The organism is Leptonema illini DSM 21528, from assembly GCF_000243335.1.
Classification (GTDB): domain Bacteria; phylum Spirochaetota; class Leptospiria; order Leptospirales; family Leptonemataceae; genus Leptonema; species Leptonema illini.
This window is the reverse complement of sequence record NZ_JH597773.1, coordinates 818,869-834,498: the sequence shown is the minus strand read 5'-3', so window position 1 is coordinate 834,498 and position 15,630 is coordinate 818,869. Positions and strand designations below refer to the sequence as shown.

Genomic DNA, 15,630 nt, shown 5'->3' with positions numbered 1-15,630 from the left:
GAAGGCTGTTTTCCAGAGGAGAGCCGGGCAGAATGTGATAGACAGTCCCGCCCTCTCGTCGAGAAATCCAAATACCGTAAAGGGGGCACCCGATAAGGTGCGAGAGCAGCAATGTTACAGATAAAGATCCTTGAAGGCCAGCCATACCCGCTCGGCGCCACCTGGGATGGCGCCGGTGTGAACTTCTCTCTCTACAGCCAGCATGCCGAGGCCGTCACGCTCTGTTTATTCGATGGGGCGAATCAAAAATCCGAGTCGCTCTGCATTCCGATGAAAAACCGGACCCATCACGTATGGCATTGTTACGTGATGGGCGTCCGGCCCGGACAGCTTTACGGTTACAGGGTGAAAGGGCCGTATGATCCGGCATCAGGGCATCGCTTTAATCCGGCGAAGCTGTTGCTTGACCCTTATGCCCTATCTATCGGTCGCGATCTTACCTGGCATCCTTCGCTTTTCGGCTACCGTTATCCTTATAGCTTTAACGAAGCCGACACGACCGATAGCGCTCCTTACGCCCCTCTGGGAGCGGTCGTCGATCCTTCGTTTCACTGGGGCGACGACCGGCCGCCGGCCATCCCCTGGCGCGATACCGTCATCTATGAGGCCCACCTTGCCGGCTTCACACAGTTACATCCGCTGATTCCCGAAGAGTTACGCGGCACCTATACGGGCTTCGCCTCAGACCCTGTCATCGACTACCTGAAAGGGCTGGGCGTCACCGCCGTCGAGTTCATGCCGCTACATCATTCGATTTCAGAGTATCACCTCGTAAAAAGAGGCCTTGAGAATTTCTGGGGCTACAATCCGCTCAGTTTCTTCGCTCCGAACCGTCGTTATGGCCTCGGCTCCAGAGAGGACTCGATTAACGAATTTAAATCGATGGTGCGTATTCTGCACCAGGCGGGCATCGAAGTCATCGTCGACGTTGTGTATAACCACACGGCCGAAAGCGACCATACGGGACCGACGCTGTCCTTTCGCGGCATCGATAATCTATCGTACTACCGTCATTATCCAGATCGTCTCGATCTCTATCAGGATTTTACCGGCTGCGGGAATACGCTGAACCTGCGCAATCCTCGCATCTTACAGATGATCATGGATTCGTTGCGTTACTGGATCCAGGAGATGCACGTCGACGGCTTCCGCTTCGACCTCGCCTCGGCGCTTGCCCGAGAGTTATTCGAAGTCGACCGTCTTGCGTCTTTCTTTGATATCATTCAACAGGATCCCGTTATTTCGCGAGTGAAGCTTATCGCCGAACCCTGGGACCTCGGCGAAGGCGGATACCAGGTGGGGAACTTCCCGCCGGGATGGGCGGAGTGGAACGGACACTATCGCGATACGGTGCGCCGCGTCGTAAACGACAAACACGGGAACCTTCCTGAGTTTGTAACGCGCATCAGCGGATCGAGCGATCTTTATAGCCGTGAAGATCGCCGCCCTCAGGCGAGCATCAACTATATCATCAGCCATGACGGCTTTACGCTTCGCGATCTTGTGAGTTATTCACAGAAACACAACGAGCCGAACGGCTGGAATAACATGGACGGCTCGCCTGAGAATTACAGCGAGAACCATGGAGTTGAAGGCGAGACCGATGATGCCGAAATCCTGCGCATACGATTGCAGAAACAGAAGAATCTTCTGACGACTCTCTTTTTCTCGCAGGGCGTGCCCATGCTGCATGCCGGCGATGAGATGCATCGCACTCAGAAAGGAAACAATAACGCCTACTGTCAGGCGAACGAGATCAGCTACGTGAACTGGAATCCCGACGATACGGGTCGCGAGCTAATGGCCTTCACGCGTTTTCTGATTCATCTGCGAAAACATAATGAAGTGTTGCGCCGCAAGGATTTCTTTCTCGGCGAAAAGTTAAGCGTCATGGACATGAAGGACGTATACTGGATGCATCCCGAAGGACGCGAAATGAGCGCCGACGACTGGAATCAGCCTGATGCCATCTTCGGAATGCTTCTGCCTTCGGAGTTCGGCGTGCGTGCGGATTTCTACAGCACCATGCAGGGCGATACGCTTTTCGTCCTTTTCAATCATTCCGGTCGAGCCGCCGATTTCACGATTCCTGAAAATCCATCAGCAAGATGGAAAACGCTTCTGCGTACCGATCAAACCCTTCTCACAACGGATGATCTGGAAAAGCTCGATCAGGATGACGTGCGCTACTTTATCGAGTCCGATATCGACGCCTTCATGAGCACCATGCAGAGCCGCATGGCCGACGGTCGTTTCTTCCTGCCGAGAGAGCAGGTAGAGCTCCCTGCATATACGGTCGTAGTTCTCAAGGCCGAACGCGGGTGGAAAGAAGCGCACGTCCGGCGCGGGCTTCGCGAACGAGTGCTTCTCGATCTTTCGGATGAAGTGGGCATTCAAACGTCGTATGTCGATCTTTCGGGCAAAGAGACGGTTCTGTCGCATTCCGAGCTGTATCGCGTTCTGCGCGCCTGTGGATTTCCGGTGCGCGATCCCGCTTCGCTTGAGCGTGTGGCGCAGAGACGTGAGTTTGAGATATGGCATAATCCGGTCGATCCCGTCGTCGTAACGACTCATACGGGCGAGAAGCGCTTTCGCTCGCCTGGCCCGGACCTGCGAATACCTGAATCGGTCGTCGATGAGATCTCCTGCGTTATCAGCGACGAGTCGGGACGGGAAGTAGCTCGTTTTAAACTGAATCGCAAAGACGGATCTCAGAACATTGAGCTTATTGAATCCCGACGCATGCGCTATGTATCTTCCCTTTTCGGAGAAGAGCTGCATAACCATCATGTTCGTATTCTGCATCTGAAGACCGTTATCCCCGTTCCTCTTGAAACGGGTTATTATGACATCACCTATTTTCACGAAGACGTTCAGATCGGGAAGAGCGTACTCGCCATTGCTCCGGCTCGGGCCTTCGACTTTTTTGATCTGCACGGCGATCTGCCGCAGGCTGCCGGCATTGCGGTGCAGATGTATGCTCTGCGTTCGCGGCAGAATATGGGCATCGGCGATTTTAACGATCTCTTGCTTCTCGGGCGCAAGGCGGCCGCAGCGGGCTATCGCGTCATCGGCGTATCGCCCTTTCATGCCCTCTTTCTCAATCGTCCGGGATTGCGCAGCCCTTATTATCCGTCGAGTCGCATCTCTATTCATCCGCTCTTCCTGCATCTGCAGAGCATGCAGGAATGGAAGGCCTGCGACGAGGCACGCATGCGATTCGCCTCTTTGCATGACGTGATGGAAGCGGAGAAGAAGAAGGATGTGATCAACTACGATCTGATCTACGACTGGAAGAAGGATCTTCTCGAAGATCTGTATCATTGCTTTAAAACGCATCCACAGTTTGAGCGCGAACGGGAGCAACTGGAACACTGGAAGACGGCGAACCCCGACGTCTTTATCCATGCGCTGTATGAAGTCGCCGCCGACGTCTTCGGTTCGATCGATCCGCCCGAAGACCTCTTTCAACCCGGATCGGTCTGGTACCAGGCCTTCGTTCAGGACCATGAAGATCAGATACATTTTTATATGTATCTCTTCTGGCGTGTGCGTCTTCAGTTTGAAGATGTGCGCGAAGAGCTGCGCGAGATCGGATTATCGCTCTATATCGATCTTGCCGTCGGTGCCGCTCCTGACGGCGCCGAGGTGAAGACGAATCATCTGTACAGACCGGGATTGATCTCGAGATCGGCCCGGGCCGGCTCACCGCCCGATCCGTTCTCGCCGTCGGGTCAGAACTGGGGCTTGAGCGTCTGGGTGCCCGAGGCGCTCAAACGGTATCAGTTCCGACCATTTATCGAGCTTCTGCGTGCGAATATGCTGCGAAACGGTATTCTGCGCATCGACCATGTGATGTGGCTGTACCGATTGTTCTGGATCGTCGAAGAGGTGAACGGTATCTCGCGCACGTATGTGCGTTATCCATCAAAAGAGCTATTCTCGCTTCTCGCGCTGGAAAGCGTTCGCAATCGCACGGCCATTATCGGCGAAGATCTGGGAACGGTTCCTCATGAGGTGCGCCTCGAGATGGAGCGCCGCAATATATATTCCTGGAAGGTGCTGTATTTCGAGAAAGAGTACGGCTCGGGCGAATTCCTGCGACCGGATCAATACAAGCGCGATTCGATTGCGACGATCAACACGCATGATCTGCCGACGCTTGCCGGATTCTGGCTGGGCCGCGACATCGAAGAGCGACATCGCCTGAATATCCTGACCGACGGTGCTGCCGAGCAGGCTCGCCTCGAAAGAAAGAGCGACCGTAACGCCATGCTGCGAGCGCTTGAGGCGAACGACCTGAAAACCGAAGAGATGGACGAAACGATGACGATGGACCCCGAGCTGTCGTCGGCCATCCACCGCTACGTTTCGCTGAGCGGCTCAAGGCTTTTCATCGTCTCGCTGTATGATCTGACGGGAGAGATGGATCAGCCTAACCTTCCGGGAACGGTCGATGAATATCCCTGCTGGAAGCTGCGCAATCAGGTGTATCTTGAAGATATCGAGGAAAATCCATACTGGCTGGCCATCAATAAGGCCATTAAAGAAAGGTTATCCGGAGATGCCGAACTCTGGCAACGAGACTCCTGACGGCCCCGATTCCCTTTCAGGAATCGGTATTTCAGGTGCGACTCATCTGCATGCCGATCTGCTTTTTCAAGATCGGTATGTCGTTGCGGATCATCTGCATCAGGCCGGGAACGTTTCGGCCGAGAAAGCTATGTACGATAGCATTGCGCATGGCCATGATGCGCCGGTAGTTGGTGGTTTCGAGGCGCAGCCGGCTCGTCTCGGGAAGCATACGAACAAGCTCTGCCGTGCGCAGAAGATGGCGCTCTACATCTTGCGGGATCTCGACGACGCTCTCGACCCGATCGGACCACTGCGTCGTCGCCTCGATCGATTCGAGGATCTGTTCAAAGAGGATTTCAACGGTGGAGTTCGAGCGCATGCCGGATCGTAATCCGGCGAAGAAAGCGGTCAAGCATTACGGACGGAAGAAGCGATATTCAACCTGCCTGAATAAACAGGTCAGTCTTCGTACATCTGGCCGTCCTGGATGAGAGAGCTGATCATAAAATCGTTCTCAAGCAGGAACCGACCGGTCTTTGAGCAGAGCGTCGACGTCATCACAATCCACGCACGAGGCATGTAGGCGCCGTTCTCGCCGAAGAAATCGCTGATGGCTGAATGCAGTTCAAGGAATTTCTTCCCGTCCTTCATCATGAAACGGGTCTTGCGGATAACGGGGTAGATGACGACGTCGGGATCTTTCAAAAGGATAAAGTGCTGGCGGCCCTTGATGCCGTGATCCCGCGTCAGCTCAAGCTTGGATTTTTTCAGCTTCTTATGAAGCTGTTCGTAATCCGGATCAGGATCGGGAATCGTATGCTGGAGCACATAGCCGTAGAACTCGGGTTCTGAGAGCGAGCTGCGGATCGCTTCCGGCGTTTCGATAGGAGCGTGGATCTGATTCATAGGCGATTGCAGTTCCGGTTTTTTTGTACTTCCTCTGGCTGCAAGTAGAAAATAAAACCGCATCCCGGCCAGTGTTCTCAGATTTTTTCTGTAAAGCAGCGAGCGCTGGAAAACGCCTTCTGACGCTGCCGGGAAGTGCATGACGAAGCCGCCGATACGGATTTACGCGGAGACTTTTTAACTCTGCATCCTCTGAAATTTCAGCGGTCGGCAATGACGGTCTGGAGCAGATTATTCCGGCGAGGAATCAGAGGATTCTCCCGAAGAGGGTTCCTCAGAGGGGTTTTCTTGCGTTTCGCCTTGTGCTTCTGTAGCAGAGGCCTGGTCTGTTGTTTCTGTGGCGTCGGTTGCGGTTAACGTATCCTGCTCGACGGTATCGCCGTTCAGCTTTGCTTCTTTACGAAGCGTTCGGCGTTCGAGCTTTTCCTGCCGTTTTTCTTTCTTTTTGATTTCTTTCTGGCGTTTTTCAAAGCTCAGTCGTCCCTTATTTGCCATGTGCAGCTCCTGTGATGAGATGAAGTATGATTGCGAGGCTCGGCTGTGGCGGGCGGGAAACTGCGGATCACTGGCTGAAGCGACTGCACCGGAAGGCGCTCTGAGGTGCTGACGGAAAGACTTTATCAAGATGAGAAGGCCCGGAACTCAGGAGAGTGCCGGGCCCGCTTTTCTTACCAGCGGTTACGGTTGTCGCGGCGTCCGCCGCCACGATTGTTGTCGCGTCCGCCGCCCGAGAATCCACCGTCGTTGCGAGAACGCTCTTGCGCCTCAGAAACGGTGATGCTGCGTCCGTCGAGATCGGTGCCGTTCATGGCAGAGATTGCGGTGCGAGCAGAGTTCTCATCGGCAAAAGTCACGAAGCCGAAGCCGCGAGATTTTCCGGTATAGCGATCCATAACGACGATGGCTTCGTGAACGGAGCCATGCGCTTCGAAAGAATGACGCAGAGTGGTATCGGTCGTATCCCAGCTGAGACCGCCGACGTAGAGTTTTGTAGACATGTGTATCCTCGTTCCATACGGACATAACTACCCGCAGGATCAGTTTAGTTTCAGGTCATTACGGGCTTTGCAATTGAAAACAGAACGAGTAAGGGACCAGGACGTCAGAGTAACAGGCTCCTCTACAGAAGCAAGCAGAATATTTTTCCCCGATTCTGGCTATGTGGGTTGAAAAACCGATTTACCGCGGAAAAAGGGAAAAGAGAAGTCTGACCACAGAGGATCGGAGGACACGGAGAGGTGAGGAGGAATGCAGAATTCAGGATGGGGCATGACTCTTAAGCGAACAATTTTACTCGGCGTTTTCGCTGGAGTTCTCGGCTTGCTGTTGCTCTGGGGGGCGGCTTCCGGAGAAGCAGGTTTTCTTTCGATGGCCACCGCCATGGCTATCGTTTTGCTATGGTTCTTTCCGTCTGTGGCCTATGTGCTGTTCTTTTCTCTTCTGCCCGCCCAGGTTTTCCTCGGTGTGGGAGAGGGCATGACAGGGCATGTATTCTTCTGGGGGCTCTCCCATGCCTTTGCGTATTATGTAAGTCTCGTTCTCGACAGAGGAGGTTTATCCGTTTCGTTCACGGTCAGTGCAGTTTCGCATGTGTTATTGACCCTTCCACTCTGGGGGTTCATGCTTTTCCTTGCAGGTCTATCGTTACCTGATATTCTTCAGGGGATAACCACGGGTTTTGCGGTTTCCTGGATCCTCCCCGGCCTGCTTTTTGTGGTTTCGTGGATTCTTTTTTTTCTGCTTTTTCGGTTTCGTAAGATGCTTGTACCGCCGCTTGCCTTTCCACTTATGAGTCTTCCGTTAGCGGTTTCGAGCCTGGCTTGCAGGCTTGCTGCCGGATTCTTACCTGGTCCACCGCCGCCTTCATAGAAATAGCGAGGAGAACTGAATGTCAGCAGCCAGAGGAATCCATATCAAGGCCTCACCGGAACGCGTAGTCAAAGAGATGAAAGCAGCCATTGACATGCCCGTTGTAACGGTCGATCCAAATCACGGTATCGGGCAATATGAAGATCATGTGGGGTGGCAGTTTATAGGTCACGTTTCGTCCGATGGATTCAAGGTGATTCGTCGATACAGGCCCGGATCTCGTCCATCGCAGATGTTTATGAGTTGGAACCCCGGAACCAATGGCTCGATTTACGCTCCCGCTCTCATGGGGCGCATTCGGGAGGAGGAGAACGGTACGCTCCTCTTGATGGAATTCAAGCGGAATCCGTCCTTCTGGTTGATGCCGATCTTTATTGCTGTGTTTGGTTCTATTCTTCTGGGAATCATTATTACGATTGGACTACTGGAAGGAGAGTTCTCAATCACGAATCTTGTATTTCTCTGCGTTTTCTTAATCCCCGCACTGGTTGGGAACAGCATCATGGCTTTCGATACTGAATCTGAGGATAAGCAAGCACTCATGGATTGGCTTTCCGGAATCCAGGAGAGAGTAGAGAAGTCACTACCTTAAATCTTCCGCTCCGTGAGCGAGGCGGTTGAGCGGACGCATGAGGGCGATGACCAGCAGGCCGATCAACGACCAGATTACGGCGATGGATGTAAAAATAAAAAGATCGCCGTACTGCTGCGCCTGTTCGCCGAGCAGGCCGGCCAGCTTGTTGCCGAATCCCATGGCGGCCATATTCAGGCCCATGATGATCGATACGTAGCGCGCCGGCGCCAGCTTTGTGATGAAAGAGAGCGAAACGGGCGAGGCGCAGAGTTCGCCGACCGTGTGAAAGAGATAGGCGAGCACAAGCCAGTGCATGGAAGAGGCGCCTTGCATACGATGTTCGACGGCGGCGGCCGACATAAAGCCGAAGCCGAGCGCCATGATGATCAGGCCCACCGACATCTTGAAAAGCGACGAAGCCTCACCACCCGACAGCTTGCGTCGATACCAGAAGGCGCCCACCGACGTCGCAAGCGTGATGATGAAGAATGAGTTAACCGATTGAAAGAGAGATGCCGGCACCTCAAACGATCCGAGCTTGCGGTTCGTTTTTTCGGATGCATAGAGATTCATGAGGCCGCCGGCCTGCTCGAAGGCTCCCCAGAAGAGGATGATCAGAGCGAACGAGACGATAAGGACCTTGATGCGATCCTTCTCGGTCTGCGTGAGCGGCGTCCTGTGTCGAGGGCCGGCTTCCGTTAGCCTGTGCGGTCGCTCTCCGACACCGTTCAGATAACGCTGGCCCCATATATAGACGGCCTGACCGAGAAACATGCCGATGGCAGCCAGGCCGAAGCCGTAATGCCAGTTGATCGTTTCGCCGACGTACCCGCACAGTATCGGAGCAAGGAAGCCGCCGATGTTGATGCCCATATAAAAGATATAGAAGCCAAGATCACGGCGTTCATCTTTCGCCGCATAAAGGGCACCCACCATCGTCGAGATGTTCGGTTTCAGGCATCCGACTCCGCAGATGATAAAAAGGCAGCCGAGATAAAAGGTCGTAACCGAATTCAGGGCAAGCACCGCATGACCGATACAGAGCAGCGCTCCGCCGATCATGACCGTGCGCTTCTGCCCGAGCCAGCGATCGGCGATCCAGCCTCCAGGAATCGAGGCCACATAGACGAGCATCGTGTACCAGCCGTAGAGCGAGAGCGCATCGGCATGCGACCATCCGAAGCCTGCATTGGCGTCTGTCGTTTTCGCGACAAGAAAGAGCGTGAAAAGCGCCCGCATGCCATAATACGAGAAACGCTCCCAGAGCTCGGTAAAAAAGAGAACGTAAAGCCCGGCCGGATGCCCGAGAAGCGTATGCTGTTGCGATGTCATGGACACAGGTAGGTTGCGCCATCCTGTTAAGGGTTGCAAACCGTTTTTCTTCGCGAAGATTGGTCGCATGGAAGCGGTCTCTCGAGAAATCGTCGACGTCGTGCTGGGACGCCTGCACGACGTCGAGTGTGAGCACGATGTGGAAATCCTGCTGGCCGTAGAATCCGGTTCGCGCGCCTGGGGCTTTGCCTCGCTTGATAGCGATTATGATGTTCGTTTTATATACAGGCATAGAATGCCCTGGTATCTGGATGTGCTACAGCGTCGTGACGTGATCGAGTATCCGATCGTCGATGAGATGGATTACAGCGGATGGGATCTTCGCAAGATGCTCTTTCTTCTAAATAAGTCAAATCCCGTGCTTTTTGAATGGTTTCATTCGCCCATCGTTTACAGAAGCGATACCGCTTTTCTTGAGGCCATGAAAGAACCGTTCGATCGCTTTTTCTCGCCGGTGGCGACGGTGTATCATTACCTGCACATGGCCGAGAACAACTATCGCGAATATCTGAAGCGAGATAGGGTGAAAGTGAAGAAATACTTCTACGTGTTGCGTCCGCTCTTTGCCTGTGCCTACATTGAGCGGTATAAAAAGGCCCCGCCTATACAGTTTGATATTCTGCTTGAAACGGCCGCCCTTGAGCCGTCGATGCAATCTACCGTAATTGAGCTGCTCGAACGTAAGAAGCAGGGATACGAGCTTGGTGAAGAAGACCGTATCGAGCCCCTGAATCGTTATATCGAAAGGCAACTCGAACACTTTCGCGAATCGGTCAGCGGCTTTGATCCGCGCGAGAAGCCCGAGCCGGAGTATCTGAATCGCCTCTTCGCCGAAATGATGACAGGGAGGCAAGAGGCTTGAACGGAATGATGAGTGGAATGTTCAACAATAGTGCATTGAATAGAAGTATCGCGGGGTTTATAGTCTTATGCCTGGCTGTCCTGACCTCATGCAAGGACGACGAAGTGCAAGAGGTCGCAGCCGTGGCAATACAGATACCCCAATCACTGCAACAGTGTTCGACGGAATTTCACTCGGGCAAAGACCTGAGCGACAGATGCATCGAGTATGATCTGGCCTCCGATCATTTCGTGCCGGGGGGGCGTTAAGAGTCTTGCTTATGTTTATTTAAATGGAGACGGTGTGCGATTGCGTGCAGCACCGTCCGTTGGTGGAGCGGTTCTGAAAACATTGCCGATTTCCAGCAAGGTGGCGCTCCTCTATCGAGATCCGGGACGGCAGGAGGTTCAGAACAGAGTCGGTCACTGGATCTTCGTCTATGTGCAATCGAGTACGCCGTTTGCAAGCGAAGAAACGGAGCGATATGGGTGGATCTTTGATGCTTATATCTCTCGGCGATCGGATTTTTCCACCGCAGGGAATCATCAGAGTCTAACATACTGTGCGTTTATCTCCATTGACGGCTCTGTCTGTATAAAGATGCAGCGGGGGGCGGGCAGATTACTGACCTGGCAAAAAGAAGAAGGAGTGATTGCAAAGCCTGCTCAGTTTGCATCGCATGGCAATCTGATCCTCGTCGACGCCGGCGAAGATGATCCATATTTACTGATCCGCAAACAGGACGGCCTCTACTCCGAAATCGACCTCGGCAGGCAACCTCATGACCCTGAAGTACAGCGCTTTATTGAGAAAGAACAGAGCAGGCCCTGAAAACGGCGTCCTCTCCATTACGGTTTTCTCCGCGCCCCCGCATCCTCTGCGGTTAAACGGTTCGGGCTCTTCCTGAAAAAATGCTCCCCACTGCCGCGTGCAGTGAAACAAATGGCCCATCCTTTGCGAAAGAGAATGACTCATGCAGAACCGCCCTCTTGTTGAAGCCCTGAAACGCAGCCGTCACTACGGCCTTTACGAAGCTACCCTGGAGCGTCTCATTCCTTTTCTTGAGTCGGCCACGCCGTCAGAGCTTTTTCGTATCAATGCAGCTGAGCTGGCCGATGGCTTGCAGATCGCAAAGGACGATGTGCGCGATTTCTTTCTGTATGGAACGGCCGACGGCATCTTTCGCTTATCGTGGGAGTTTCACTGTCCGCACTGTAACGCCGTGCCCGACTTCAAGCATAACTTTGGAGAGGTAAAAGGCGCCGGATTCTGTCCGCTCTGCGACGTGAACTTTCGCAACGTGCTTGATTCAAACGTCGAGGTTACCTTTACGGTGCATCCGGCCGTTGTGGCTCTTCCTCCTTCAATCGAAGAGGAATACCGGTCGGCGATGATCGAGGCCGTGAAGCAGAACAGCTACTCTATGCCCGACCGCTTTCTTTCGGGCATGGACTGTCTTCACAGCGCCGTCTTTCGCGAGTTGTTCGGCGAAGAAGTTCTTTCGGCCGAAGAAAGCCTCGGCATTGAGCGGGCGTCCCTTCTTTTCACCGATATTAAAGGATCGACGAAGATGTACTCCGACCTTGGCGATACGGTTTCGTATAACGTCGTACGCAATCATTTCAAGATCCTCTTTCGCGATATCGAAGCCGAGAAAGGCGTCGTCGTTAAGACGATCGGCGACGCCGTTATGGCATCGTTTCGCTCGCCTGCCGACGCCATAGCGGCCGCCCTGCGTATCTACAGAGATTTCAGATCGGAGCGTCTTGATCCGGCCGGGCATCTTGAGATTCGCGTCGGCGTGCATACGGGACCGGTGATCGTCGTTAACCTGAACGATCGTATCGACTACTTCGGCAACTCGGTTAACATCGCCGCTCGCATTCAGGGGCAGGTGCAATCCCACAGCGTGGGCTTTTCAAAAGAGATCTTTGAGGATGGTGCGGTTCGCCATGAGCTGCGACGATTTCTCGATCAACAATCGGCCGAAGGCGAGCCCGTCGATATCATGCATCGTAAGACGCAGCTGAAAGGCATTGAGGGGCAGGTCGATCTCTATTACTTCAAGGATCGGGCCTGAAGGCCCGCAGTGCGCTATCGGCGACAGGCGAGGGCACATAGATCGCAGGGCGTCAGTAAACCTCCTGGGCCCAGCGTCCGGCCTTTTTCAGCGACTCTTTCAGTTCGGCCCATTCGCCGTCTTCGACCGTCTTGCCCGATTTTCGTGAGAGATAGTCGCGCACGAAGGCCTCGATGCCTTTCTCCATTCCTTTGAGTCCACAGATATAAATGGCAAAGTTCTTGCGATCGAGGATGGGCTCGATCAGTTCTTGCTTCATCTTGAGAAGGTCGGCGACATAGACTTTTTGTGCGGGATTCTCGCGCGAAAGCGCCGAGTGAATCTGGAAACGCTCGTTCTGCGAGTGCTTGAGAAGATCATCATTGAGATCGTTGGCATAGATATGATCGATCTTCAGCCGGCTTCCGAAGAAGAGATGCACGTTCGCGCCGTAAGGCTTCGGTCGCGAATGCAGATTCATCAGAAACGATCGAAACGGAGCGATGCCCGTGCCTGTTCCGAAAAGCAGAAGATCGGTTTCATCGTCGGCGGGCAGGGCGAAGTTTTTACCGTTCGGACCTGTGATGGGAACGGTGTCGCCTTCGCGCAGATCGCATAAGAAATTACTACAGATACCCTCCATCCGTTGCTCTTCGGTTTCATAAACGACCCGTTTCACACAAAGAGCGACGGCTCGTTCATAGCCGGGCTCGCCGGCGCCCGGCGAGGCGATGGAGTACAGACGCACTCGATGCGCTTTACCGTCTGGCGTTGTTCCCGGCGCCATGACGCCCATCGATTGGCCTTCGGCGTATACATAGTCCCTGTCGCGCAGATCAATGACGATATGCCGCACGTCTTCGCTGTAATCTTCGGGGGTCAGTCGTTCGTTGCGAAGCACCGTACAGGCAAGTGGTGTGGCCGGTTTATAGAGCATGGGCGGCGATTCGATGGCCTGGATCTTTTCGGTTGGAAGCAGGGTTGCGTGGGCGCTCATCCCTGAACTATGCATCATCTTCGCGTTCCGGTCAATTTTTTTTCGCAGATGCGGATAATCCCGGTCCGTTTGCCGCGATGGCAAACGGTGAATTCTCATGCCTTCTGAACTCCGAAAAAATGGATTGTTCCGGTAGAGGGGGAGCGTCACAATGCCGATTAAGAATGCATCTCATTTAGTATAGAAGCCGATTGAAAGGCGGATGAGATGCAACCGAGTGAGTCGCACAGCGGCCCCTGCGAAAAAAAGAGATAGGCGGGTGGAATGAGAGCTCCGGAGGAAGAGCGGGAGCTGGGGGAACAGGGACTGCGTTTGCAGGCTCTTTGCCGTCAGACGATCCTGTATGCGCAGAACGAGACGTCGCTTCTGCAACAGATCTGCAAGATTTTCGTCCAGACCGGGCGTTACCGCTCTGCGTCTGCCTATCGCCTTGAAGAGGGCCGCTGGCAGCCGCTTGCCGCCTATACGGGCGCCCTCGCCGTGCCGTTTCAGGGGCCCCCCGCTGGAATCGAGACCGAGTTGAATCGGGCGATCCTCGAAGGCGAGGTGCAGAGTGCGGAGTGGCAGGATCGAAGCGGCTTTATCGTTCCGCTGACGTCTCTTGAACGTCGGGATTCCGTTTATTTGATCGAAAGCGACACGCCGATCGACACCGAAAGCTACGAGTTTGCAGTGCAGTGCCAGTTCTTTCGTGAGCTTGGCGAAGAGATCGGCTACGGCATCACGATCTTACGTGAGCGACTGCTACATCTTGATTTATTCAGACAGAATCAGCTCTTTGCAAAGGCCCTGGAACAGAGTCCCGTCGCCTGCGTTATCACAAGCGCCGAGGGCGTCATTGAATATGTGAACGACCGCTTCACGCTGTTAACCGGGTATCCTGCCGTTGAGGCGCGCGGAGAAACGCTGCGTATATTAAAAAGCGGCATGGAAGAAGAGACGGTCTATCAGGAGCTCTGGAAGACGATCGGGCAGGGAAAGAACTACCGCGGCGAGCTGATCAATCGTAAAAAAGGCGGCGAGCTTTTCACCGCTCGCATAAACATCTCTTCGCTTCGCGATACGCGCGGATTGATCACGCACTACGTCATGACCATGGAAGACATGACGCTGGAAAAATATTACGAACAGCAGATCGACCGCTTTCGTTATTATGATTCTCTTACGGGCCTTCCGAATCGCTTTCTCTTCTTCGATCGACTCGAACATGCCATTCAGAAGGCGGGTAACGATCGAGCGAAGCTTTACGTCGTCTTTGTCGACATCGACAACTTCACCGAGATCAGCCGGGTAACGGGCTATGAGACCGGCGACGAGCTACTGCGACGCGTCGCCGAACGCATTCAGTGGGTTCTTTCGCCCGTGCATACGCTGGCCCGTTTTGGCAACGACGAATTCATGATCCTGATAGAAAAAGAGGAGAACGCCGGCGAGATCAGCAGCCTTGTTTCGCGTATCCTGCATTCGGTGAAGGGTAGCTACGGATTCGGCGGCAGCGCCGTAAACGTAACGGCCTCGGCCGGCATCTCGGTGTATCCCGATAACGGCTCGGATTCAAGAGAACTCTTACAGGCGGCCGAGATGGCGCAGCTGCGGGCGCGGTCCTCGGCCCAGGACGGCGGAGGCGAGTTCGCCTTCTTCTCAGAAGAGATGCAGAACGATGCGCGCGAAAGCATGCGGTTCGGTACGTATCTGCGTCGTTCGGTCGAGAGCATCGCCCTTGGCGGCTCGGAATTCGAGCTGCATTATCAGCCCGTCGTCGAGCTGAAAACGGGCCGCATCGTCTCGGCCGAGGCTCTTCTACGATGGAATCACAGGCGGCTGGGCTCCGTTTCGCCCGAGAAGTTCATCGCCGAGGCGGAGCGCAACGACCTCATTTATCCGCTCGGCGGATTTGCCCTGTCAAGCGCCGTCGAGCAGCTTGCTCGCTGGCAGCGTAACTTTGAATTCGCTCCAGGCATCGCCGTCAACGTATCTGTGAAACAGTTTCAGGATCCGGCCTTCGGCGGTCAGCTGCGCGCCCTGCTTGCCGGAACGGGCGTCTCACCTTCGTTACTGGAATTCGAGATTACCGAACGCGTGCTGATGAGCGACACCGATCGAACGTTATCCGTGTTGCAGCTTCTACGCGATATGGGCATCCGGCTGCTGCTGGACGATCTTGGCAGCGGCTATTCGTCGTTACAGTATCTGCTCAAGTTCCGCTTCGACGTTCTGAAGATCGACCGCAGCTTCGTAAGCAGCATCGGTTCAGACGTGGGAACACAGAGCCGTGAGGTATCGAGAAGTATTATCGACCTTGCACACAGCCTGAACTGCGACGTCATCGCCGAGGGCATTGAAACGGCCGAACAGCTGCGTTACCTGATCGATCAGGGATGCGATTACGGCCAGGGATTCTTTCTCGCGAGGCCTCTGCCCGTCGATCAGTTCAACAAGCTGCTCATAGCGGGAAAAATAGAATTGCCGTGATATAC

Annotated in this window: 13 protein-coding genes; 7 read left to right on the top strand and 6 right to left on the bottom strand. The window is 54.2% G+C overall.

The window, feature by feature from the left end:
- Nucleotides 1-111: 111 nt before the first annotated feature.
- The gene (gene glgX / locus LEPIL_RS21565) at nt 112-4,593 is read left to right on the top strand and encodes a glycogen debranching protein GlgX (RefSeq protein ID WP_002770097.1); all 4,482 of its coding nucleotides are present in this window, start codon (nt 112-114) and stop codon (nt 4,591-4,593) included.
- A gap of 31 nt (nt 4,594-4,624) precedes the next feature.
- Here glgX and LEPIL_RS03780 read toward each other — a convergent pair whose 3' ends face one another.
- The 4 genes from LEPIL_RS03780 to LEPIL_RS03765 form a co-directional block, all read right to left on the bottom strand.
- Complete coding sequence (locus LEPIL_RS03780) at nt 4,625-4,954, bottom strand: HepT-like ribonuclease domain-containing protein (protein WP_002770095.1); 330 nt, start codon at nt 4,952-4,954, stop codon at nt 4,625-4,627.
- A gap of 80 nt (nt 4,955-5,034) precedes the next feature.
- On the bottom strand, nt 5,035-5,481 hold the full coding sequence (locus tag LEPIL_RS03775; protein ID WP_143464646.1) for a hypothetical protein: 447 nt from the start codon (nt 5,479-5,481) through the stop codon (nt 5,035-5,037).
- 231 nt (nt 5,482-5,712) lie between these two features.
- Nucleotides 5,713-5,976 (bottom strand): hypothetical protein, encoded by a 264-nt coding sequence (locus LEPIL_RS03770; RefSeq protein WP_002770091.1) that lies wholly within the window; start codon nt 5,974-5,976, stop codon nt 5,713-5,715.
- A gap of 173 nt (nt 5,977-6,149) precedes the next feature.
- Complete coding sequence (locus LEPIL_RS03765; RefSeq protein WP_002770086.1) at nt 6,150-6,479, bottom strand: RNA recognition motif domain-containing protein; 330 nt, start codon at nt 6,477-6,479, stop codon at nt 6,150-6,152.
- A gap of 271 nt (nt 6,480-6,750) precedes the next feature.
- Here LEPIL_RS03765 and LEPIL_RS03760 point away from each other — a divergent pair, with 271 nt between their 5' ends.
- Both LEPIL_RS03760 and LEPIL_RS03755 read left to right on the top strand, forming a co-directional pair.
- Nucleotides 6,751-7,350 carry a hypothetical protein gene (locus LEPIL_RS03760; protein ID WP_143464645.1) on the top strand — a complete coding sequence of 200 codons (600 nt, stop codon included), beginning with the start codon at nt 6,751-6,753 and terminating at the stop codon, nt 7,348-7,350.
- A gap of 19 nt (nt 7,351-7,369) precedes the next feature.
- On the top strand, nt 7,370-7,942 hold the full coding sequence (locus tag LEPIL_RS03755) for a hypothetical protein (RefSeq protein WP_002770083.1): 573 nt from the start codon (nt 7,370-7,372) through the stop codon (nt 7,940-7,942).
- Here LEPIL_RS03755 and LEPIL_RS03750 read toward each other — a convergent pair.
- The gene (locus tag LEPIL_RS03750; RefSeq protein ID WP_002770081.1) at nt 7,934-9,256 is read right to left on the bottom strand and encodes a peptide MFS transporter; all 1,323 of its coding nucleotides are present in this window, start codon (nt 9,254-9,256) and stop codon (nt 7,934-7,936) included. The two genes, LEPIL_RS03755 and LEPIL_RS03750, sit on opposite strands and share 9 nt — an antisense overlap.
- Before the next feature lie 67 nt (nt 9,257-9,323).
- Here LEPIL_RS03750 and LEPIL_RS03745 point away from each other — a divergent pair, with 67 nt between their 5' ends.
- The 3 genes from LEPIL_RS03745 (at nt 9,324) to LEPIL_RS03730 (ending at nt 12,177) form a co-directional block, all read left to right on the top strand.
- Entirely contained in the window at nt 9,324-10,118 is a 795-nt protein-coding gene (locus LEPIL_RS03745) for a nucleotidyltransferase domain-containing protein (RefSeq protein WP_002770079.1), read from the top strand.
- A 282-nt stretch (nt 10,119-10,400) separates the two neighbouring features.
- Nucleotides 10,401-10,928, top strand: coding sequence for a hypothetical protein (locus LEPIL_RS03735; RefSeq protein WP_143464644.1), 528 nt, complete (start codon nt 10,401-10,403; stop codon nt 10,926-10,928).
- Between the two features lie 142 nt (nt 10,929-11,070).
- A complete protein-coding gene (locus LEPIL_RS03730; protein ID WP_002770076.1) occupies nt 11,071-12,177 on the top strand; it encodes an adenylate/guanylate cyclase domain-containing protein in 1,107 nt (368 codons plus the stop codon).
- Nucleotides 12,178-12,229: 52 nt separating this feature from the next.
- Here the strand turns inward: LEPIL_RS03730 and LEPIL_RS03725 are convergent, their stop codons facing one another.
- A complete protein-coding gene (locus LEPIL_RS03725) occupies nt 12,230-13,153 on the bottom strand; it encodes a ferredoxin reductase domain-containing protein (RefSeq protein WP_040918275.1) in 924 nt (307 codons plus the stop codon).
- Between the two features lie 264 nt (nt 13,154-13,417).
- On the opposite strand from LEPIL_RS03725, the gene LEPIL_RS03720 reads away from it, so the two are divergent.
- On the top strand, nt 13,418-15,625 hold the full coding sequence (locus LEPIL_RS03720; protein WP_002770073.1) for a putative bifunctional diguanylate cyclase/phosphodiesterase: 2,208 nt from the start codon (nt 13,418-13,420) through the stop codon (nt 15,623-15,625).
- Nucleotides 15,626-15,630 lie beyond the last annotated feature (5 nt).